The organism is uncultured Massilia sp., from assembly GCF_913773735.1.
Lineage (GTDB): Bacteria > Pseudomonadota > Gammaproteobacteria > Burkholderiales > Burkholderiaceae_D > Telluria.
Window position 1 is genome coordinate 54808 of record NZ_CAJYEB010000019.1, and the last position, 17091, is coordinate 71898.

17 protein-coding genes and 1 riboswitch are annotated in these 17091 nt (G+C 69.1%); of the genes, 7 read left to right on the forward strand and 10 right to left on the reverse strand.

Annotated features, from left to right (window positions below):
- The first annotated feature begins 96 nt into the window (after positions 1–96).
- The gene (locus QZ749_RS08040; protein ID WP_296945358.1) at positions 97–1014 is read left to right on the forward strand and encodes a LysR family transcriptional regulator; all 918 of its coding nucleotides are present in this window, start codon (positions 97–99) and stop codon (positions 1012–1014) included.
- 54 nt (positions 1015–1068) lie between these two features.
- Here QZ749_RS08040 and QZ749_RS08045 read toward each other — a convergent pair whose 3' ends face one another.
- The 4 genes from QZ749_RS08045 to QZ749_RS08060 all read right to left on the reverse strand — a co-directional run bounded on the left by QZ749_RS08045 (position 1069) and on the right by QZ749_RS08060 (position 4751).
- A complete protein-coding gene (locus QZ749_RS08045) occupies positions 1069–2187 on the reverse strand; it encodes a diguanylate cyclase (protein WP_296945360.1) in 1119 nt (372 codons plus the stop codon).
- A gap of 123 nt (positions 2188–2310) precedes the next feature.
- Positions 2311–2928: an esterase gene (gene ypfH / locus QZ749_RS08050; RefSeq protein WP_296945362.1), complete on the reverse strand. Its 618-nt coding sequence runs from the start codon at positions 2926–2928 to the stop codon at positions 2311–2313.
- The gene (locus tag QZ749_RS08055) at positions 2928–3773 is read right to left on the reverse strand and encodes an MOSC domain-containing protein (RefSeq protein ID WP_296945364.1); all 846 of its coding nucleotides are present in this window, start codon (positions 3771–3773) and stop codon (positions 2928–2930) included. Before QZ749_RS08055 ends, ypfH begins: the two co-directional genes overlap by 1 nt.
- A gap of 75 nt (positions 3774–3848) precedes the next feature.
- Positions 3849–4751, reverse strand: coding sequence for an alpha/beta fold hydrolase (locus tag QZ749_RS08060; protein WP_296945366.1), 903 nt, complete (start codon positions 4749–4751; stop codon positions 3849–3851).
- Between the two features lie 80 nt (positions 4752–4831).
- Between QZ749_RS08060 and QZ749_RS08065 the strand changes: the two genes are divergently transcribed.
- The 6 genes from QZ749_RS08065 to thiE all read left to right on the forward strand — a co-directional run bounded on the left by QZ749_RS08065 (position 4832) and on the right by thiE (position 9796).
- Positions 4832–5221 carry a MerR family transcriptional regulator gene (locus QZ749_RS08065; protein WP_296945367.1) on the forward strand — a complete coding sequence of 130 codons (390 nt, stop codon included), beginning with the start codon at positions 4832–4834 and terminating at the stop codon, positions 5219–5221.
- Positions 5222–5267: 46 nt separating this feature from the next.
- A riboswitch (TPP riboswitch) is annotated at positions 5268–5368 on the forward strand.
- 93 nt (positions 5369–5461) lie between these two features.
- On the forward strand, positions 5462–7375 hold the full coding sequence (thiC, locus tag QZ749_RS08070; RefSeq protein WP_296945368.1) for a phosphomethylpyrimidine synthase ThiC: 1914 nt from the start codon (positions 5462–5464) through the stop codon (positions 7373–7375).
- A 2-nt stretch (positions 7376–7377) separates the two neighbouring features.
- Positions 7378–7581 (forward strand): sulfur carrier protein ThiS, encoded by a 204-nt coding sequence (thiS, locus tag QZ749_RS08075; protein ID WP_296945370.1) that lies wholly within the window; start codon positions 7378–7380, stop codon positions 7579–7581.
- A 25-nt stretch (positions 7582–7606) separates the two neighbouring features.
- Positions 7607–8401 (forward strand): thiazole synthase, encoded by a 795-nt coding sequence (locus QZ749_RS08080; protein WP_296945372.1) that lies wholly within the window; start codon positions 7607–7609, stop codon positions 8399–8401.
- Entirely contained in the window at positions 8401–9174 is a 774-nt protein-coding gene (locus tag QZ749_RS08085; protein WP_296945374.1) for a hydroxymethylpyrimidine/phosphomethylpyrimidine kinase, read from the forward strand. The genes QZ749_RS08080 and QZ749_RS08085 overlap by 1 nt, the downstream gene beginning before the upstream one ends.
- 16 nt (positions 9175–9190) lie before the next feature.
- Positions 9191–9796: a thiamine phosphate synthase gene (gene thiE, locus QZ749_RS08090; protein WP_296945470.1), complete on the forward strand. Its 606-nt coding sequence runs from the start codon at positions 9191–9193 to the stop codon at positions 9794–9796.
- A gap of 225 nt (positions 9797–10021) precedes the next feature.
- Here thiE and QZ749_RS08095 read toward each other — a convergent pair whose 3' ends face one another.
- From QZ749_RS08095 to QZ749_RS08120, 6 genes are all read right to left on the reverse strand, one after another.
- The gene (locus tag QZ749_RS08095; protein ID WP_296945376.1) at positions 10022–11992 is read right to left on the reverse strand and encodes a PhoX family phosphatase; all 1971 of its coding nucleotides are present in this window, start codon (positions 11990–11992) and stop codon (positions 10022–10024) included.
- Positions 11993–12259: 267 nt separating this feature from the next.
- Positions 12260–13186 (reverse strand): AEC family transporter, encoded by a 927-nt coding sequence (locus QZ749_RS08100; RefSeq protein WP_296945379.1) that lies wholly within the window; start codon positions 13184–13186, stop codon positions 12260–12262.
- Positions 13187–13238: 52 nt separating this feature from the next.
- Positions 13239–14141: a LysR family transcriptional regulator gene (locus QZ749_RS08105; RefSeq protein WP_296945380.1), complete on the reverse strand. Its 903-nt coding sequence runs from the start codon at positions 14139–14141 to the stop codon at positions 13239–13241.
- 45 nt (positions 14142–14186) lie between these two features.
- A complete protein-coding gene (locus QZ749_RS08110; protein ID WP_296945381.1) occupies positions 14187–14867 on the reverse strand; it encodes a PEP-CTERM sorting domain-containing protein in 681 nt (226 codons plus the stop codon).
- A gap of 246 nt (positions 14868–15113) precedes the next feature.
- On the reverse strand, positions 15114–15368 hold the full coding sequence (locus QZ749_RS08115) for a PAAR domain-containing protein (protein ID WP_296945382.1): 255 nt from the start codon (positions 15366–15368) through the stop codon (positions 15114–15116).
- 102 nt (positions 15369–15470) lie between these two features.
- The gene (locus tag QZ749_RS08120; protein WP_296945383.1) at positions 15471–17090 is read right to left on the reverse strand and encodes a tetratricopeptide repeat protein; all 1620 of its coding nucleotides are present in this window, start codon (positions 17088–17090) and stop codon (positions 15471–15473) included.
- Position 17091 lies beyond the last annotated feature (1 nt).

Here is a 17091-nt window from a genome sequence, read left to right on the forward strand (position 1 = left end):
TACTCCATGGCATGGTTGAAAGCACCCATGCTATTGGCTTCACGATCGCCCGATAAGTCCCCTAGAATGGCAAGGACCTTGAAGCGGGACTTAACGATGGATGAATTGAAACCACTGGCCATTTTTGCCGAGACCGTGGACGCCGGCTCCATGAGCGCGGCCGCGCGCCGGCTCGGCATGAGCGCCTCCGCGGTCAGCCAGGCGATCCGCGCGCTCGAGCGCCAGGGCGGCGTCACGCTGCTGCACCGTTCGACCCGCAAGCTGGCGCTGACCGAGGCGGGCCAGCGCTACTACCCGCACTGCCGGCGCATGCTGGAAGCGGCGCGCGCCGCGGCCGATGCGCTGCGCCAGGCGCGCGACGCGCCCACCGGCGAACTGCGGGTGGCGGCGCCGGTCGGCTTCGCGGGCCACATCGCGCAGGCGCTGGCGCCGCTGCTGGCGGACGCGCCGCTGCTGCGCCTGCGCCTGCTGCTCGACGACGCGATGATCGACCTGATCGGCGCGCGCATCGACGTCGCGCTCCGCGTCGGCCGCCTGGCCGACACCAACTGGATCGCGCGCCGCCTGTGCGACTTCGACAGCCTGCTGTGCGCCGCGCCGGCCTACCTGGAACGCCACGGCACGCCCGCCGGCCCGCGCGAGCTGGACGCGCACCAGTGGCTGGCGCTGGAGCGCGCCGGCCACGCCGGCGGCGCGCAGGCGGTGACGCTGGAACTGGAGCTGCGCGCGGAGGATGGACGGCGCGAGCGCGCGACGGCGCAGGCGCGCATCGTCAGCAACAACCAGGTCGCGCTGCAGCAGATGTGCGAACAGGGGCTGGGGATCGCGCGCCTGGCGCGCGTGGATGCCGAGCCGGCGCTGCGCCAGGGCCTCCTGGTGCCGGTGCTGCCGGCATGGCGCCCGGCCAGCCTGCCGGTGTGGGCGCTGACGCCGCGGCGCGACGGCGAGGAAGCCAAGGTGCGCGCGGCGCTGGCGCACCTGAAGCGCCACTTCGGCGCGGCGGGCGGCGATTGAACGCGTGGACGGGGGACCCGTCCACCCTGCATATCCGGGGGCGCGGTCGCCCGGTCACGGACTCGCGACCACCTGGTTGCGCCCGTTCTGCTTGGCCTGGTACAGCGCCTGGTCGGCCAGCATCACGAGCTGCTGCGCCACGCCCTCGATCGCGTGGTCGCGCTCGAAGTCGTCCAGCGTCGCCACCCCGATCGACACCGACACCGACAGCGCCTGCCCGTCCGGCAGCAGCACCGGCTCGTCGGCCACGCTGGCGCGGATGCGCTGGGCCACCAGGCTGGCGCTGCCGATGTCGGCGTCGATCAGCAGCGCCACGAATTCCTCGCCGCCGAAGCGGCCCAGCGCGTCCGACATGCGCAGCTCGGCCTTGATGCGCGCCGCGACCTCGCGCAGCACGTCGTCGCCGGCCAGGTGGCCGTAGGTGTCGTTGACCTGCTTGAAATGATCGACGTCGATGTACATGCACGAGATGCGGTAGGCCTGGCGCTGCGCGCGCGCGATTTCCTCGACCAGCCGCCGGTCCATGTAGCGGCGGTTGTAGACGCCGGTGAGCGCGTCGGTCAGGCCGATGTACTTCAGCATCTCGTTGCTGATCACGTTTTCCAGGCAGATCGCGATGATCGACCCCATGTGCTGGACCAGGTCGGTGCCCAGCACCGGCGTGAAGCGGCCGGGATCGCGGCTGCCCAGGTTCAGGCTGCCGATCAGGCGCTTGTTGCGCAGCAGCGGCACCAGCGCGACGCTGGCCAGTCCCGGCGGCGGATAGGGGAACAGGTGGCGCTGGGCGCGCGCGTCGAACGGGCACAGGCGCGGCGCCGGCGCCTGGCCGGACGCCAGGTCGTAGCCCAGTTCCTCCGGGCTTTCGTGGAACAGCAGGTCGGGCAGCACCTCGAAGTCGACGCCCAGCTTGAGCATCACGGTATAGATGTCGGCGCCGGTGTCGACCAGCGACAGCGTCACCGCGTCCAGGCGCGAGACCACGGGCAGCAGGCGGAAGATGGTGCCGACCAGTTCCTGGAAGCTGGCCGCGCCGACGATCTCCAGGTCGAAGGCCTGGTGCCGCATCATGATGGCGTGGTTGCTTTCGGCCTGGTCGATCAGGCTGGCGAGCTGGCGGCGCAGGGCCTCGTTCTCGGCGATGAGTTCGCGCACACTGGCGCCGCGCTCGTGCATTGGTTGTTCCCCTTCAGCAATTACCCTAACATTACGCCAAGTCCGGCGGCTTGCAAACGAAAACCGCCGCCGGCGTTGTCGCGACGTCAGATCCGCCTGCGACGGCTTTGCCGTCTTGTCAACTCAACCGTGCGGCGGCATGCCGTGCCAGGCCCGCAGCGCGGCCTCCAGGATCGGCGGCGACAGCATGTGCACGGCGCGCGGCACCAGTTCCAGCCGCACCGGCACGCCGAGCGCCTCCAGGCGCCGCGCGGCCTGCTCGCTGTGCGCGACCGGCATGATGCCGTCCATGCGCCCGTGCACGAGGCCGACCGCGGCCCCGGACTCCCAGCGCGCCGGCAGCGGCGCGAAGCGGCCGGCGATGGCCAGCACCTGGCCGGCCAGCCGCTCGCGCGCGCACGCCGCCAGCGCCATGATCGCGCCCTGCGAAAAGCCGGCCAGCACCGTTCGTTCCGGCTTGACGCCGTGCGCGCGCTGCAGCGCGCGCACCGTGGCGGCGAAGGCCGGCAGCGCGGCGTCGATGCGCGCCGGACGATTCTCTTCCGTGATGCCGTCCACCGAGAACCACTGGTGGCCGCGCGGCCCCAGGTCGTACGCGTGGGCCGCGGGCGGCGCCGCAATGCGCGCGTGCGGGTGCGCGGCGGCGATCCGCTCGCCCAGCGGCGCCATGTCGGCCGGCACGCCGCCCACGCCGTGCAGCAGGACGACCAGTTGCGGCGCGCGCGCGGGCTGCGATGCCATCAGAACGCCAGCTCGGCGTCCAGCTCCTGTCCGACGCGCAGCACGACACCGGCGCCGCGCACGACGATGCAGTTCATGCCCATGCACACGGCGCCTTCCATGCGCTGGTTGGCGCGGTAGGTCTGCAGGATGTCGAGCGGGTCCGGTCCCGGGATGCCGGTGGCCTGGTCGATCGACGGGATCGGGCAGCGCGCGCACGGCTTCACGGGCCGCACGGCGCAGTCCTGCGTGTGCAGCGCCTCCAGGAAGTCTTCCTCGAACGCCTCGAGGCCGTCCACCACCAGGTTCGGGCGGAAGCGGTCCATCGGCAGCGCGGCGCGGCCGGCGCCGGCCAGGCGCGCGTTCAGGTCGTCCAGCGAAGCCTGGCCGATCAGCAGCAGCGGATAGCCGTCGGCGAAGCGCGTCTGCGCCGGCACGCCGCCGGTCCACTTGACGCTGGTCGGACGCACGACGTCGCGGCGAAAGCGCACCAGCCGGCACGGCGCGCCCAGCGCATCGGAAAACCAGGCCGCGGCCGCATCGCCGCAGTCGGCGGCCGCCACGACGTCGTCCCAGATCTGCACCTCGCGCACCGGCGCCTGCTCGTCCCAGGCCAGCGGCAGGCACAGGTCGGGCATGCCCGGGCCGCTCACGCGCAGCGCGGCGCCGTCGGGGCGCGGCGCGAGCAGGGCCATGCGCGGATGCTCGCGCTGGGTGAGGAACTGGCCCTGGCCGGTCACCAGCATCCATTCGCGATCGTGCACGCCCTGCGCGGCCAGGCCGGATTCCAGCAGCGTCGCGGAGGCGACGGCCATGCCGGCGCAGGACTTGATCGGGTAGATGAGCAACTGGGTCAGGGTAGCCATGCTGGAAAGATCGCCGGTTCGGGGAGGGCCGACAGTATCGCACCAAACCGGCCGTCATGCCATCTCCCCGGAGGGTCACCTGCCGGCGGCGCTGGCGGCGAAGGCGGCCAGGTCGCGAGCGAAGCGGTCGGCTTCCTCGACGAAGGGCGCGTGGCCGGATCGGGGATACACGATGCTGCGCACGCGCGGATTGAGCTGGCGCGCCCGCGCGATGGCGGCGTGCGCCTTGACCAGCGCGTCGCGTTCGCCGTACAGCAGCAGCACCGGCACCCGGGCCTGGCGCAGCCCGGACAGGTCGACCGTCATCGACTGCACGGCCGCCTGCATGTCCCAGGACGCCATGGCGGCATTCGCCAGCAAACGCGCGAACAGCGCGGCCGCCGGGCGGCGCGCGAAGCACAGGGCCAGGAAGGCACGCTCGCCGTCCAGGTGGGTGGCGAGGTCGGGCGAGACCATGTCGCGGTAGACCTGCGGATGCGCCACGATCTGGTCGGCGGCCAGTTCGACGACCCCGTTCACGTAGACGGCCCCGCCGATGGCGCCGTCGCCGTAGGCGGCCAGGTAGTTCGAGATGACCGCGCCGCCCAGCGACCAGCCGACCAGCAGCGGCCGCCGCGCCCCGCTGGCGCGCAGCACGGCGTCGAGGTCGTCGGCCCAGCGCCGCCCTTCGCGGTAGGCGGCGGGGTCGGCCGGCTTGCCCGACAACCCATGGCCGCGCAGGTCGTAGCTGACGAGGCGGTAGCGCCGCAGCAGCGCGCTGTCCTGCTGGGCCTGCCAATTCAGGCGGCTGCCCAGCAGGCCATGGATGAACACGATGGCGGGACCGTCGGGATTGCCGGTTTCCTGGACCGCCAGCGCGACGCCGTCGGGGGCGGTCACGGTGTAGTGCCGGTCGGCCGCCTGGGCCAGGGTCCACAAGGCCAGCAGGCCCGCCAGCAGCAGGCCGCGCAGGCCGGCGCGGATGCGCGTGAAATGCATGATGATGCTCCTTCGATGATGGGATGTGCTAGTCTGGACCCTCACATCGATGTGAGACTCAAGCGAAATCCGTCACCGCCATGGACGCCTCCCCTTCCCTCCTGTCGATCGGCAAGCTGGCGCGCCTGACCGGCGCCAGCATCCGCTCGCTGCGCCACTACGACGAGCACGGCCTGCTGGCTTCCACCCGCGCCGCCAACGGCTACCGCCTGTTCGCGCCGGCCGCCGTCACCCGGGTGCGGCAGATCCAGCGCCTGATCGCCAGCGGCTTCGGCATCGCCGAGATCCGCGCCTTCCCCGATTGCATGCTGCTGGTCGAGGGCGCCGCGATGTGCCCGGAGACCACGCCGGCCCAGCGCCGGCGCCTGGAAGCCATCGAACGCCAGATCGCCGACCTCGAACGGCGCCGCGCGCGGCTGCTGGCGATGCTGGCCGAACCGGCCGCGCCGGACCGATTGCCAACCCGCTGAAACCGGCGTACACTCGCCGCGGTCGGCTGCCCCCACGGGCGGCCGGCACAAACGCTAGGGGTCCTGCGCCGTCACGGGCGCGGGTGAGACATACCCTCCGAACCTGATCTGGATAATGCCAGCGAAGGGAAGCTACAGAGTTCCGCGTGCCCGTACGCCGTTCGTCCGCACGCATCTTTGCACTCCTCCGAGCTGGATCGCCGATCTTCAGTGACCGATCTTCAGCAACAGGGAGTGCACTTGAACGCCGATCCGAAATTCCTCTCCGCCAGCGCCACGGCCGATGCCGCGGCCCTGCAACCCTTCCCCAACTCGCGCAAGGTCTACGTGACCGGCAGCCGGCCCGACATCCGCGTGCCGATGCGCGAGGTGCGCCAGGCCGACACCCCCGCCTCGTTCGGCGCCGAGCCGAACCCGCCGGTATGGGTCTACGACACCTCCGGCCCCTACACCGATCCGCAGGCGCGCATCGACATCCGCTCGGGCCTGGCGCCGCTACGCGCCGGCTGGATCGGCGAACGCGCCGACACCGAGGAGCTGCCCGGTCCGACGTCCGCCTACGGCATCGCGCGCCTGCACGACCCGAACCTGGCCGCGCTGCGCTTCGACCTGCGGCGCAAGCCGCGCCGCGCCGCGCCCGGCCGCAACGTCACCCAGATGCACTATGCGCGCCAGGGCATCGTCACGCCCGAGATGGAATTCGTCGCCATCCGCGAGAACCTGCGCCGCGCCGACTACCTGCGCGCGCTCGACGAGGCCGGCCCCACCGGCAAGCGCATGGCCGCGCTGCTGGGGCGCCAGCATCCGGGCCAGTCGTTCGGCGCCGCCGTCCCGCGCGAGATCACGCCGGAATTCGTGCGCGCCGAGATCGCGCGCGGCCGCGCCATCCTGCCGGCCAACATCAACCACCCGGAATCGGAACCGATGATCATCGGCCGCAACTTCCTCGTGAAGATCAACGCCAACATCGGCAACTCGGCCGTCACGTCGTCCATCGGCGAGGAAGTCGAGAAGATGACGTGGGCCACGCGCTGGGGCGGCGACACCGTGATGGACCTGTCCACGGGCAAGCACATCCACGAGACGCGCGAATGGATCATCCGCAACAGCCCGGTTCCGATCGGCACCGTGCCGCTGTACCAGGCGCTGGAGAAGGTGCACGGAAAAGCGGAGGAGCTGACCTGGGAGATCTACCGCGACACGCTGATCGAACAGGCGGAACAGGGCGTCGACTACTTCACCATCCACGCCGGCGTGCGCCTGCCCTTCGTGCCGCTGACGGCCAACAGGCTCACCGGCATCGTCTCGCGCGGCGGCTCGATCATGGCCAAGTGGTGCCTGGCGCACCACAGGGAATCCTTCCTGTACACGCATTTCGAGGAGATCTGCGAGATCATGAAGGCCTACGACGTCGCCTTCAGCCTGGGCGACGGCCTGCGTCCCGGCTCGATCTACGACGCCAACGACGAGGCCCAGCTGGCCGAACTGAAGACCCTCGGCGAGCTGACGCAGGTCGCCTGGCAGCACGACGTGCAGACCATGATCGAGGGGCCGGGCCACGTGCCGCTGCAGCTCATCAAGGAAAACATGGACCTGCAGCTGGCGCAGTGCCACGAGGCGCCGTTCTACACGCTGGGCCCGCTCACCACCGACATCGCGCCCGGCTACGACCACATCACCTCGGGCATCGGCGCGGCCAACATCGGCTGGTACGGCACCGCGATGCTGTGCTACGTGACGCCCAAGGAGCACCTGGGCCTGCCCGACAAGGACGACGTCAAGGACGGCATCGTCACCTACAAGATCGCGGCGCACGCGGCCGACCTGGCCAAGGGCCATCCGGGCGCGCAGATCCGCGACAACGCGCTGTCGAAGGCGCGCTTCGAATTCCGCTGGGAAGACCAGTTCAACCTCGGCCTCGACCCGGACAAGGCGCGCGAATTCCACGACGAGACGCTGCCCAAGGATTCCGCCAAGGTGGCGCATTTCTGTTCGATGTGCGGCCCGCATTTCTGCTCGATGAAGATCACCCAGGAAGTGCGCGACTACGCGGCCGGCCAGGGCCTGCGCGACAAGGACGCGCTGGCGCACGGCATGCAGGTGAAGGCGGTCGAGTTCATGCGCCGCGGCGCCGCGCTGTACCACAAGGAGTGAGCATGGCGCAGATCGAACTGAACGGCGCGCCCTACGTCCTGCCCGACGACGCCAGCCTGCATGCGCTGGTCGAGTCCCTCGGCCTGTCCGGGCAGGCGCTGGCGCTGGCCGTGAACCGCCGCGTGGTGCCGCGCGAGCGCTGGTCCGACACGCTGCTGCAGGCCCGCGACCGGGTCGACGTGGTGCGCGCGATCGGCGGCGGTTGAATTCCTTCCAAGATCGGAGACGACGATGACGAATACGATGCACGAAGACCGGCCCCTGACCATCGCCGGCAAACGCTACAACTCGCGCCTGCTGGTGGGCAGCGGCAAGTACCGCGACCTGGACCAGACCCGCGCGGCGACCGAGGCGGCCGGAGCGGAGATCATCACGGTGGCGATCCGCCGCGTGAACATCGGCCAGGACCCGGGCCAGCCCAACCTGCTCGACGCGGTGCCGCCCAGCCGCTACACGATCCTGCCGAACACCGCCGGCTGCTACACGGCCAAGGACGCCGTCTACACGCTGCAGCTGGCGCGCGAACTGCTGGACGGCCGCAAGCTGGTCAAGCTGGAGGTGCTGGGCGACGAGAAGACCCTGTTCCCCAACATGCCGGAGACGCTGCGCGCCGCCGAGGAGCTGGTGCGCGACGGCTTCGACGTGATGGTCTACTGCAGCGACGACCCGATCCAGGCGCGCATGCTGGAAGACATCGGCTGCGTGGCGATCATGCCGCTGGCGTCCCTGATCGGCTCCGGCATGGGCATCCTGAACCCGTGGAACCTGTCGCTGATCATCGAGCAGGCCAAGGTGCCGGTGCTGGTGGACGCCGGCGTGGGCACGGCGTCGGACGCCGCCGTCGCGATGGAACTGGGCTGCGACGGCGTGCTGATGAACAGCGCCATCGCCCTGGCGCGCGATCCGGTGCGCATGGCGCGCGCGATGCGCCTGGCCGTCGAGGGCGGGCGCGAAGCCTGGCTCGCCGGCCGCATGGCGCGCCGCTTCGCCGCATCGCCGTCCTCGCCGATGGCCGGGCGGGTGTGATGGCCGCACTGGCGCCTTCTTTGCGTCCGCCCGTGCGGCCCTGCGTGCTGGTGTTCGCCGGACTCGATCCGTCCGGCGGCGCCGGCATCCAGGCCGACATCGAGGCGATCGCGGCCCAGGGCGCGCACGCGCTGCCGGTCGTCACCGCGCTGACCGTGCAGGACAACGACCGCGTGCACGCCATCGAAGCGGTGAGCGACCTGGTGCTGCGGTGCCAGGCCGGCGCGCTGCTGGAGCGCATGGCGATCGGCGCCGTGAAGGTCGGCATTCCCGGCAACCTGGCGAACGCCCGGGCGATCGCCGACGTCGTGCGCCAGCTGCGCGAGACGCAGCCCGCGCTGCCCGTCGTGGTCGACCCGGTCCTGGCCAGCGGCCACGGCGACCGGCTCGCGGACGGCGATGCCGCGGCCATCCTCGCCCCGCTGCTGGCGGTGGCGACCGTGCTGGTGCCGAACCTGCCGGAAGCGGCGGCGCTGGGCGCGCGCCTGGCCGGTTGCCCGCACGTGCTGGTGACGGGCGGCCACGGCGGCGGCCACGAGGTCGTCAACCGCTGGACCAGCGCCGCGGGCGAGCGCGCCTGGCGCTGGCCGCGCCTGCCGGGCGAGTTCCACGGCAGCGGCTGCACGCTGGCGTCGAGCATCGCCGCCCGCCTGGCGCTGGGCGAACCGATGGCGCAGGCGCTCGAGAAAGGCCAGCGCTACTGCAACCAGGCGCTGGCCGACGCGTACGCGATCGCGCCGGGCCAGCGCATCCCGCGCCGCATCCATCCATGAAGGAGGCAAACCCATGATGCGAGGACTTTACCTGGTCACCCCCGACTGGGACGACACCGACCGCCTGCTTGACGCCACGGACCAGGCGCTGCGCGGCGGCGCGGCGCTCGTGCAGTACCGCCACAAGCATGCCGGCCCGGCCCTGCGGCGCGAGCAGGCGGGCGCCCTGCTGCGCCTGTGCCGCCGGCGCGGCCGGCCGCTGGTGATCAACGACCACGTGGCGCTGTGCCTGGAACTCGACGCCGACGGCGTCCACGTCGGCGCCACCGACGCGCCGCTGGCGGCGGCGCGCGCGGCGCTGGGGCCGGACAAGATCGTCGGCGCCTCGTGCTACGGCGACTTCGCCCTGGCCCAGGCCGCGGCGGACGCGCGCGCCAGCTACGTGGCGTTCGGCGGCTTCTATCCGTCGCTGGTCAAGCAGTATGCGGTGACGACGCCGCCGGGCATCGTCGCGCTGGCGCGCGAGCGGCTGGCGCTGCCGGTGGTCGTGATCGGCGGGATGACGGCGCAGAACGCGCGCGTGCTGGTGGAGAACGGGGCGGACATGGTGGCGGCGATCAGCAGCGTGTACCGGGCCGACGATCCGCAGGCGGCCGCGCGGGAGTTGGCGGCGCTGTTTTGAACATGCAAGATTGGGTCCCCGCCTGCGCGGGGACGACGCCGTACGACGGTTTTGCGTAGGGTGGACGGCTACGCCGTCCACGCGTCCAGTCGGCGTGTGGGCTACCGTGCGGCCTGCTCACGCTGGTCGAACGCGTGGACGGGAGACCCGTCCACCCTACGCAACTACCCGCGCGGCCTGCTTACGCTGGTCGAACGCGTGGACGGGAGACCCGTCCACCCTACATCACTTGCCCAGCTTGATCTGCGACGCATCCGCCGTCAGGTAGCCAACGGCGCCGCCGAACTTGTCCTTGTAGTTCGCGCGGATCAGCGGATCCAGCGTGCCCTTGACGATGTTGTGGATGCCGCCCCAGTCGCCCGGGTGCTGGAAGTTGCTCATGATGTAGGTCCAGCCGTTGATGTCGTCCACCGCATGCAGGCCGGTCGACTCGGCGCCCGACGGGGTCGACAGCACGCGCGCCAGCTGCTTCGTGTCGACGTTGTACGCCCACAGGAAGTTGTTGACGTGGTTGCCGCTGTCCTCGCCGATGAACAGGGTGCGCATCTTCTCCGAGAACTTCAGGTTGTCCGGGCTGGCGATCTTGTTCGGGTTGGCGGTATTGCCCAGCGCGTCGGCCGCGATGTCCTCGCCGATCAGCAGCGCCTTGATGTCGACCGGCATCCACTCGCTGTTGATGGCGTTGCCGGCGGTATCCTTCTGGCCGCCCTTCATGTTCAGCGCCATCACGGCGCCGGCGGTCAGCGCCTTCGGGATCGACACGCCGTTGCCCGGCACGTTCAGCGCATTACCGGCGACCATCGAGCCGTTGGCATTGGCCAGCGCCGAGTAGGCGACCTTGTCGCGCAGGTTGACGGTGGTGCCTTCCATCTTGGTGAAGCCCATCGAGCCGCCGACCAGCGCGGCGTAGCGGTGGGTTTCCAGGAAGGCCGCGGCCTTTTCCATGCCCGGCTTGAGCTTGATCCACTCGATGCGGCCGCTGGCGGCCACCTTGGTGTAGGTGGCGTCCTGCGGATCGGCGGTCTTGACGTCCATGATGTCGGCCGGCTTGACCGAGGCGGCCAGCGAACGGATCTCGGCGCTGGTGGCCGAGCCGAGCTTGATCCAGGTGAGCGGCGCCGCGGCGGCGGCCGGGTCCAGCGAGAAGCCGGCGCCGACCTTGGCGACGTACAGGGTGCCCGAGGACAGGTCCTTTTCCTTGTCGGCCACGAACACGAAGTAGCCGGCGTTGGTGGCGTCGTCGCCCATCAGCACGGTGCGGTTGTCGCCCATCACCTGCACCAGCTCGTGCGAGATGCGGCCCATGCAGTAGTGCTTCTTGATGCTGCCGGTGCCGTCCGGGTTGACGGTGATTTCCGGCAGGTGGCCGTAGTTGTACGGATTGGCCTTCGTTTCGTCGCCGTACAGGTTCTTGCTGTAGGCCTTGAACTGGGCGTCGCCGGCGGCGGTGAAGGCGTTCGGCTCGTACTCTTCGCTGGACAGGTGGGTGCCCCACGGCGACAGGCTGGCGCCGCAGGTGATCCACAGGCCGTTGACGCTCGAGGTGTCGACGTTGTGGTACTTCACCAGCGACAGCTTGCCGGTGGTCTTGTCCTGGTCCAGCGTCAGCACGGCGATCGGCGACGGCAGCTTGCCGTACATGTCGGTCTTGCCGTCCTGGGCCCAGGTGGTGTATTCGAATTGCACGACCGCGAACACGGTATTGCCCTTGACGCCGGCGACGCTGGCGTTCGGCACGGTCAGCAGCGAGGTGCCGTCCGGCGAATCCGAGAAGAACTGGCGCTCCTTGCCGGCCACGGTGGTGTCGACGATCGGCTTGTTGTTGATGTCGTAGTAGCCGCCGGCCAGGATGGTGCCGCCCTTGCCGTCCGGGACCATGTCGCCGGTGACGAAGAAGGTCTGGTAGGCCAGCTTGAAGTCGATCTTGCTGGTATCGCTGAAGTTGACGGTCATGCCGGAAGCGACGTAGGTCTTGGCCATCGAGGCGGCATCGGTCAGCGCCGGGGCGTTCATGCCGCTGAAGACGACGCTGGCGTAGGTCGGAGCCGGGGCGGTGGTCACCGGCGCCACGTCGTCGTCGCCGCCGCCGCAGCCTGCCAGCAGGGCGGTGATGCCGCCGGCGCCCAGGGGCAGCATCGGGGTGGCGCCGAACAGGCGTAGCATGCGGCGGCGGGACAGGTCGGTATTCGAGGTCATGCGTCAATCTCTCCAGATGATCGTGGGGGACCGCACCCGGCGGTGCGGCAATCCCGGCGAGGATAGAAGACGCGTATGTCAGCTTGATGACAGGAATTTAACGGCTGTGTGACATGCAGTCCGGTGCGCATGGTGCGCACGGGGTGCGCACCCTACGATCCCGTTTCCGCCGTGGGGTGCGCTCCCCGAGCGCACCATGCCCACCCGATCACAACAAACCGGCCAACCCCAGTAGGGTGCGCTCCCCGAGCGCACCATCCCGACGGATCACAACAACCCGGCAAGGCCCAGCAACGACAACGGCATCGTCACCCCGGCCACGATGGTCTGCACCGCGATGATCCCCGCCATCAGCGGCGCATCGCCGCCGAGCTGGCGCGCCATGATGTAGGAGGACGACGCCGTCGGCAGCGACTGGAACAGCAGCGCGGCCAGCGCCGCCGGGCCGTGCAGGCCGAAGGCGTGGCAGGCGGCCAGCGTCGCCAGCGGCATGCCGGCGAACTTGGCGACGGACGCCATGCCGACCGGCCCGATCCAGCGCCGCGCCGCCGAGAAGTCCAGCGCCGCGCCCACGCACAACAGGCCGAGCGGCAGCGACGCCTGCCCCAGCGCCTTGAACACCGGTTCGGCGAAGGCCGGCAAGCCGAGTCCCGTCGCGTGCAGCGCGATGCCGGCGACGCAGGCCAGCACCAGCGGATTGGCGGCCAGCTGGCGCGCCACGGCCTTGAACGACGGCTTGCCGTTCCTGCCGTAGCGGGCAAACACCAGCACGCACAGCACGTTCACCGTCGGCACGATCGCCGCATTGCCGACGGCCGCCAGCGCGATGCCCTGCGCGCCCCAGATGCCGGCGGCGGCCGACACGCCGACGTAGTTATTGAAGCGCACGCCGCCCTGGAACACGGAGGTGAAGGCGGGATCGTCGACGGCCAGCCGTTTGCGCAGGACGACGAGCAGCAGCGCCACCAGCACCGTCGAACAGACCAGCGCCGCCGCCATCGCGGCGACCGGCAGGCCATCCAGCTTGGCCGTCGCCAGGCCGTGCAGGAACAGCGCAGGCAGCAGCACGTAGTAGCCCAGCTTTTCCGCATGGGGCCAGAAGGCGTCGTCGATGAAGCGCGCATGGCGCAGCCAGGCACCCAGGGCGATCAACAGGGCGATGGGAATGAGGGCAAGCAGCAGGGTCGTCGTCATGCCGCAAGGATAACGGCATTATTCCATGAGTAAAAACGATATTAAATCGGTATCAACCCAAGTTTTTCTCATGGATGGCGGCGCCGCCCGCTTCCAGGCGGATCGCCTCGGCCAGCGCCTGCGCCAGGCGGCCGGCGCGGCGGTCCTCGCGTTCGAGCAGGACGACCTTGCGTTCCAGCTGGGGCGCGCCGAACGGCAGGCACACCAGTCCCGGCAGCGCGGCCCGCGTGCGCTCGGACAGCGGCACGACGGCCACGCCGAGGCGGGACGCCACCATGTGCACGATGGCCTGCAGGCTGTCCAGCTCCATGCTGGTCTGCACGTCCAGGCGCAGGCGCCGCAATTCGGCATCGATGGTGCGGCCGGCCCAGGCATGGCGGTCGAAGCGGATGAACGGGTGGTCGCGCAGCAGGGTCGCTGCATCGCTCCCGCCGAGTTCCGGCGGCGCGATCACCCAGAAGCCCTCGCGGTACAGGCCCGCATGCACGAGGCCCGCCGGATGCGGCTTGACGGGCTCCGTCGTGACGGCCGCATCGAGTTCGCCGGCATCGACGCGTGCCGCCAGCTCGGCCGACATGCCGGAATGGACCAGCACGCGCACGCGCGGATGGCGTTCGCGCAGCACGGCCAGCGCGGCCGGCAGGATGCCCGCCAGCGTCGTGTTGATGGCGCCGATGCGTAGGCGCCCGTGCAGCTCGCCGCCCTCGCCCAGCTCGCCGGCGATGCCATCGTACAGGTCGAGGATCTGTTGCGCACGCTCGACGGCGCGGCGGCCGGCATCGGTCAGCACCGGGATGCGCCTGGTCCGGTCGAACAGCACGGCATCGAACTCCTGCTCCAGCGCGCGCACGTGCAGGCTGACGGCGGACTGGGTCAGGTGGACGGCGTCGGCGGCGCGGGCGAAGGAGCCGTGTCTGGCGATGGCGAGCAGGGTGCGCAGGGCGCGGAGGGACATCGGTGCTGGACTCCTCGAGTTGAACGCCGGCTGCGCGCCGGCCTGCTACCGCTTCCTGCGCCGCGCCAGTCCCGCCACGGCCAGGCCGGCGGCCAGCATCGCGTAGCTGCCCGGTTCCGGCACCGCGCTGACGGTCCACGCGGCGCTGGCCAATCGGGTCGCGCTGAAGTCGAATCCCTGCGTGCCGCCGTTGACCGACACATAGGTCTCCCCTTCCATGTAGGGCGCGCCCATGTCGAACACGACGGGCTGCGTGATGTCGCGGTCCGGGAGGAAACGATTGTACAGCGAGCGAATGTCCGTGGAAGCATAGACGGAGATGCCGTCGTTGGCGATGCCCCATGTATCGATGGACGCGCCATGTCCCGCGTCCGCCGGGTTGCGCTTGATGACGTAGCTGGAACTCTGGTCGTTGGCCCACGAGAACGTGCGGCCGTTGATGGTGAGTTCGCCCCAGGAGACGGCCGTGTCCGTCGCATTCCCGTACACGACGGCATCCGGATTGGACGGAAACAGCGACAACGTACTGACGTCGACCGTCAGCGACATGGTGAATTGCTGCCCGATCAGCACGCCGCCGTTATGGAAATAATCGATGTAGTCGTCGCCGCGGGTAATCGTGCCGGTGCTGGTGAACGTGACGAACGGCAGCGTATCGGAATGCGCGGGGCCGGCTGGCATGGCGAGCGCGCCGGCCACGGCCAGCAGGGCGGGGAGGTGTTGCATGGCAATCTCCATGGTGGGTGCATGACGTGCCGTTGTAGCACCGGGCGCGGACGGGCCGCGCACCGATGGGAGCGCTTGTGGTGCGGGCGCGACGCGGCAGGAAAGACAAGCCAGCCCCCCCCCGGAATTACAACCCGCTGACACGAGCCTGGGCTATTGAATCTTCTATGAAAAATTTCGTCCGACGCATGTCCATAGCTGACATGCGATTTCGACTTGAACCGCCTTATACGAACGCGGTAGCTCTCATATCGAGGCAATCAACTTCGCGCCGCAAGCGGTGAGGTCGTTGTCATAGGCGTAAGACCGCCCCTGGTGTTTGGCGCCGGCACCGTCGGACTTGATAGGAAACTTCCCTTTGCATTGAGGACAGAAGGTGAGATCGTCGGCAAGCGCTGCTTCAGTCCCCATCACGATAGTGCCGGATGAAACAGAAATAACCTCACCGCCGTGGTCCGTCTTGTCATTCAATCGAATTACGCCACGCCCTTCATGCTTCATGTTCAATCACCTCCCGATGCTGATTGATGGCCGGTCCGCCACGGTGCGTTGCCTAAAGCAACGAACTTGCGCGAGCGCGACGTTTCGACATAATCAGCCGAGTCATTTCCCCGTTGGTTTATCCGCCTCCAACAGATGCCACTTCAACTCGGCACTCTCCAGTGGCAGCATCCAGTCGCGCTTGGGGTCGGGGAAAGATTGTCCTGCGGTCAGCCAGCGCTGTCGCCAGGCCTGATTGACTTCCTGTTCCAGCGGATGGCCAGGCGCAAGCCAAGGCTGCCAGGTTCCCGTGATCGGGCAGACCTTGTTTCCGCTACATTCCACGGGCGGGGCCAAGCGCGGGACGTGCCGGGACAACCTGAGCGCCGTGCGCGGCGCAACCATGCCGCCGTTGTTGTGGACGGTAAGCACGCGCTGCCAAACGATCCCGGCAATGGCACCCTTTCCCGTGCCGCTCGGGTAGCGCGGCTGTTCGAATGCCTCGCCCCTGCTGTAGAGGCCGGGTGGAACCGTGGCAAGGAAGGCGCGTACCTCGGCGGATTCCTTTGGCGCCATAGGTTGCCAGTAGCTGGCGAAAGGCGCCTGGGGCGCGTCGGTCGTTTCCGCTATAGGCCTAAAGGCATAGGCGCTGTCGAGGAAGTAGCGTCCCTTCCTGAGCGAGGCTTCGGTCGGTGCCGGAGCCTCGGACGCGGGCACGACGGCCATGGCCGTCGCGAGCAGGCTTTTGCGGGTTCCATCCCATGGCGGTAGTGGTGCCGGTGGCAGGGGCAGGATCTTGTCGAGGTTCGGGAAGCGGCGGTCGGGGTTGGACTCGAGTGCGTCACCAAGCATGTTGTAACGTTGGGCACGTGCCTTGTCGATGAACGGTACGAACATGTCTTCTAGTTTGCTAGGGTGGTCAAACTCGATAGCCAAGCTGTTTGCGCAGCTCTTGCAGCCGCCCTTCACGCCCTCGTGCAGGGCGCGCATCACGCGGTCGCGAGTTTGCTGAGTCGCCCTGCCAAGTTCCGAACCATCCGGTGCCCTGGGGACGTCATACATGTATTCCAGTTCTTCTGCGGCCGGGCCGTAGCCTTGGGCTAGCGCGCACTCGAACATCTTGATCGCAATCGGGATGTTGCCCCAGTAGCCCGGCTTCAGGTTGTCCGCGCCCGCGTCCATCTTCTCGCCCAGGAAGTGCATGGCATGCGGGCTACCCATCGCTGCCGCCTTCTGGAAAAAGGCGTAGGCTCGGTCGGGATCGCCGTTCACGCCCGTGGCGTTAAGATAGTAGGTGCCCATCCGGTCGTAGGCGGCCGGTACACCCAGTTCCATGGCCTCGGACACCAGGGCCACCGCCTCGGTCGCGCCATGTGGCGGATCGTGCTTTTCAATGTACAGACTGGCCAGGTTCAGCATCGCCTTCCAGTGATGCCGTTCGCCGGCCTGACGGGTCAACTGAACGACCTGCTTGTAGTCGGGCTCTTCGATGAGAACTGTGCGATCTTCTAACGCGCGCGCCTCCAGGAACCAGTCTTCGGCCTGGGCATCGATCGGTGGCCCCTTGCTCGCTTCGGTCTGGCATTCGAACGAGGCGATGTGCGGATTGAATGGCGGCAGGGGTTGCATGTGGGGGGGGACCTTGGTTTTGTCCATATCGCAGGCCATTAGGAAAGTGAGACTCATCAGGAAGGTTGCCAAATTGCGGCAACGCCGTAGGGGAAAAGCGGCAAGGGTGCGCATG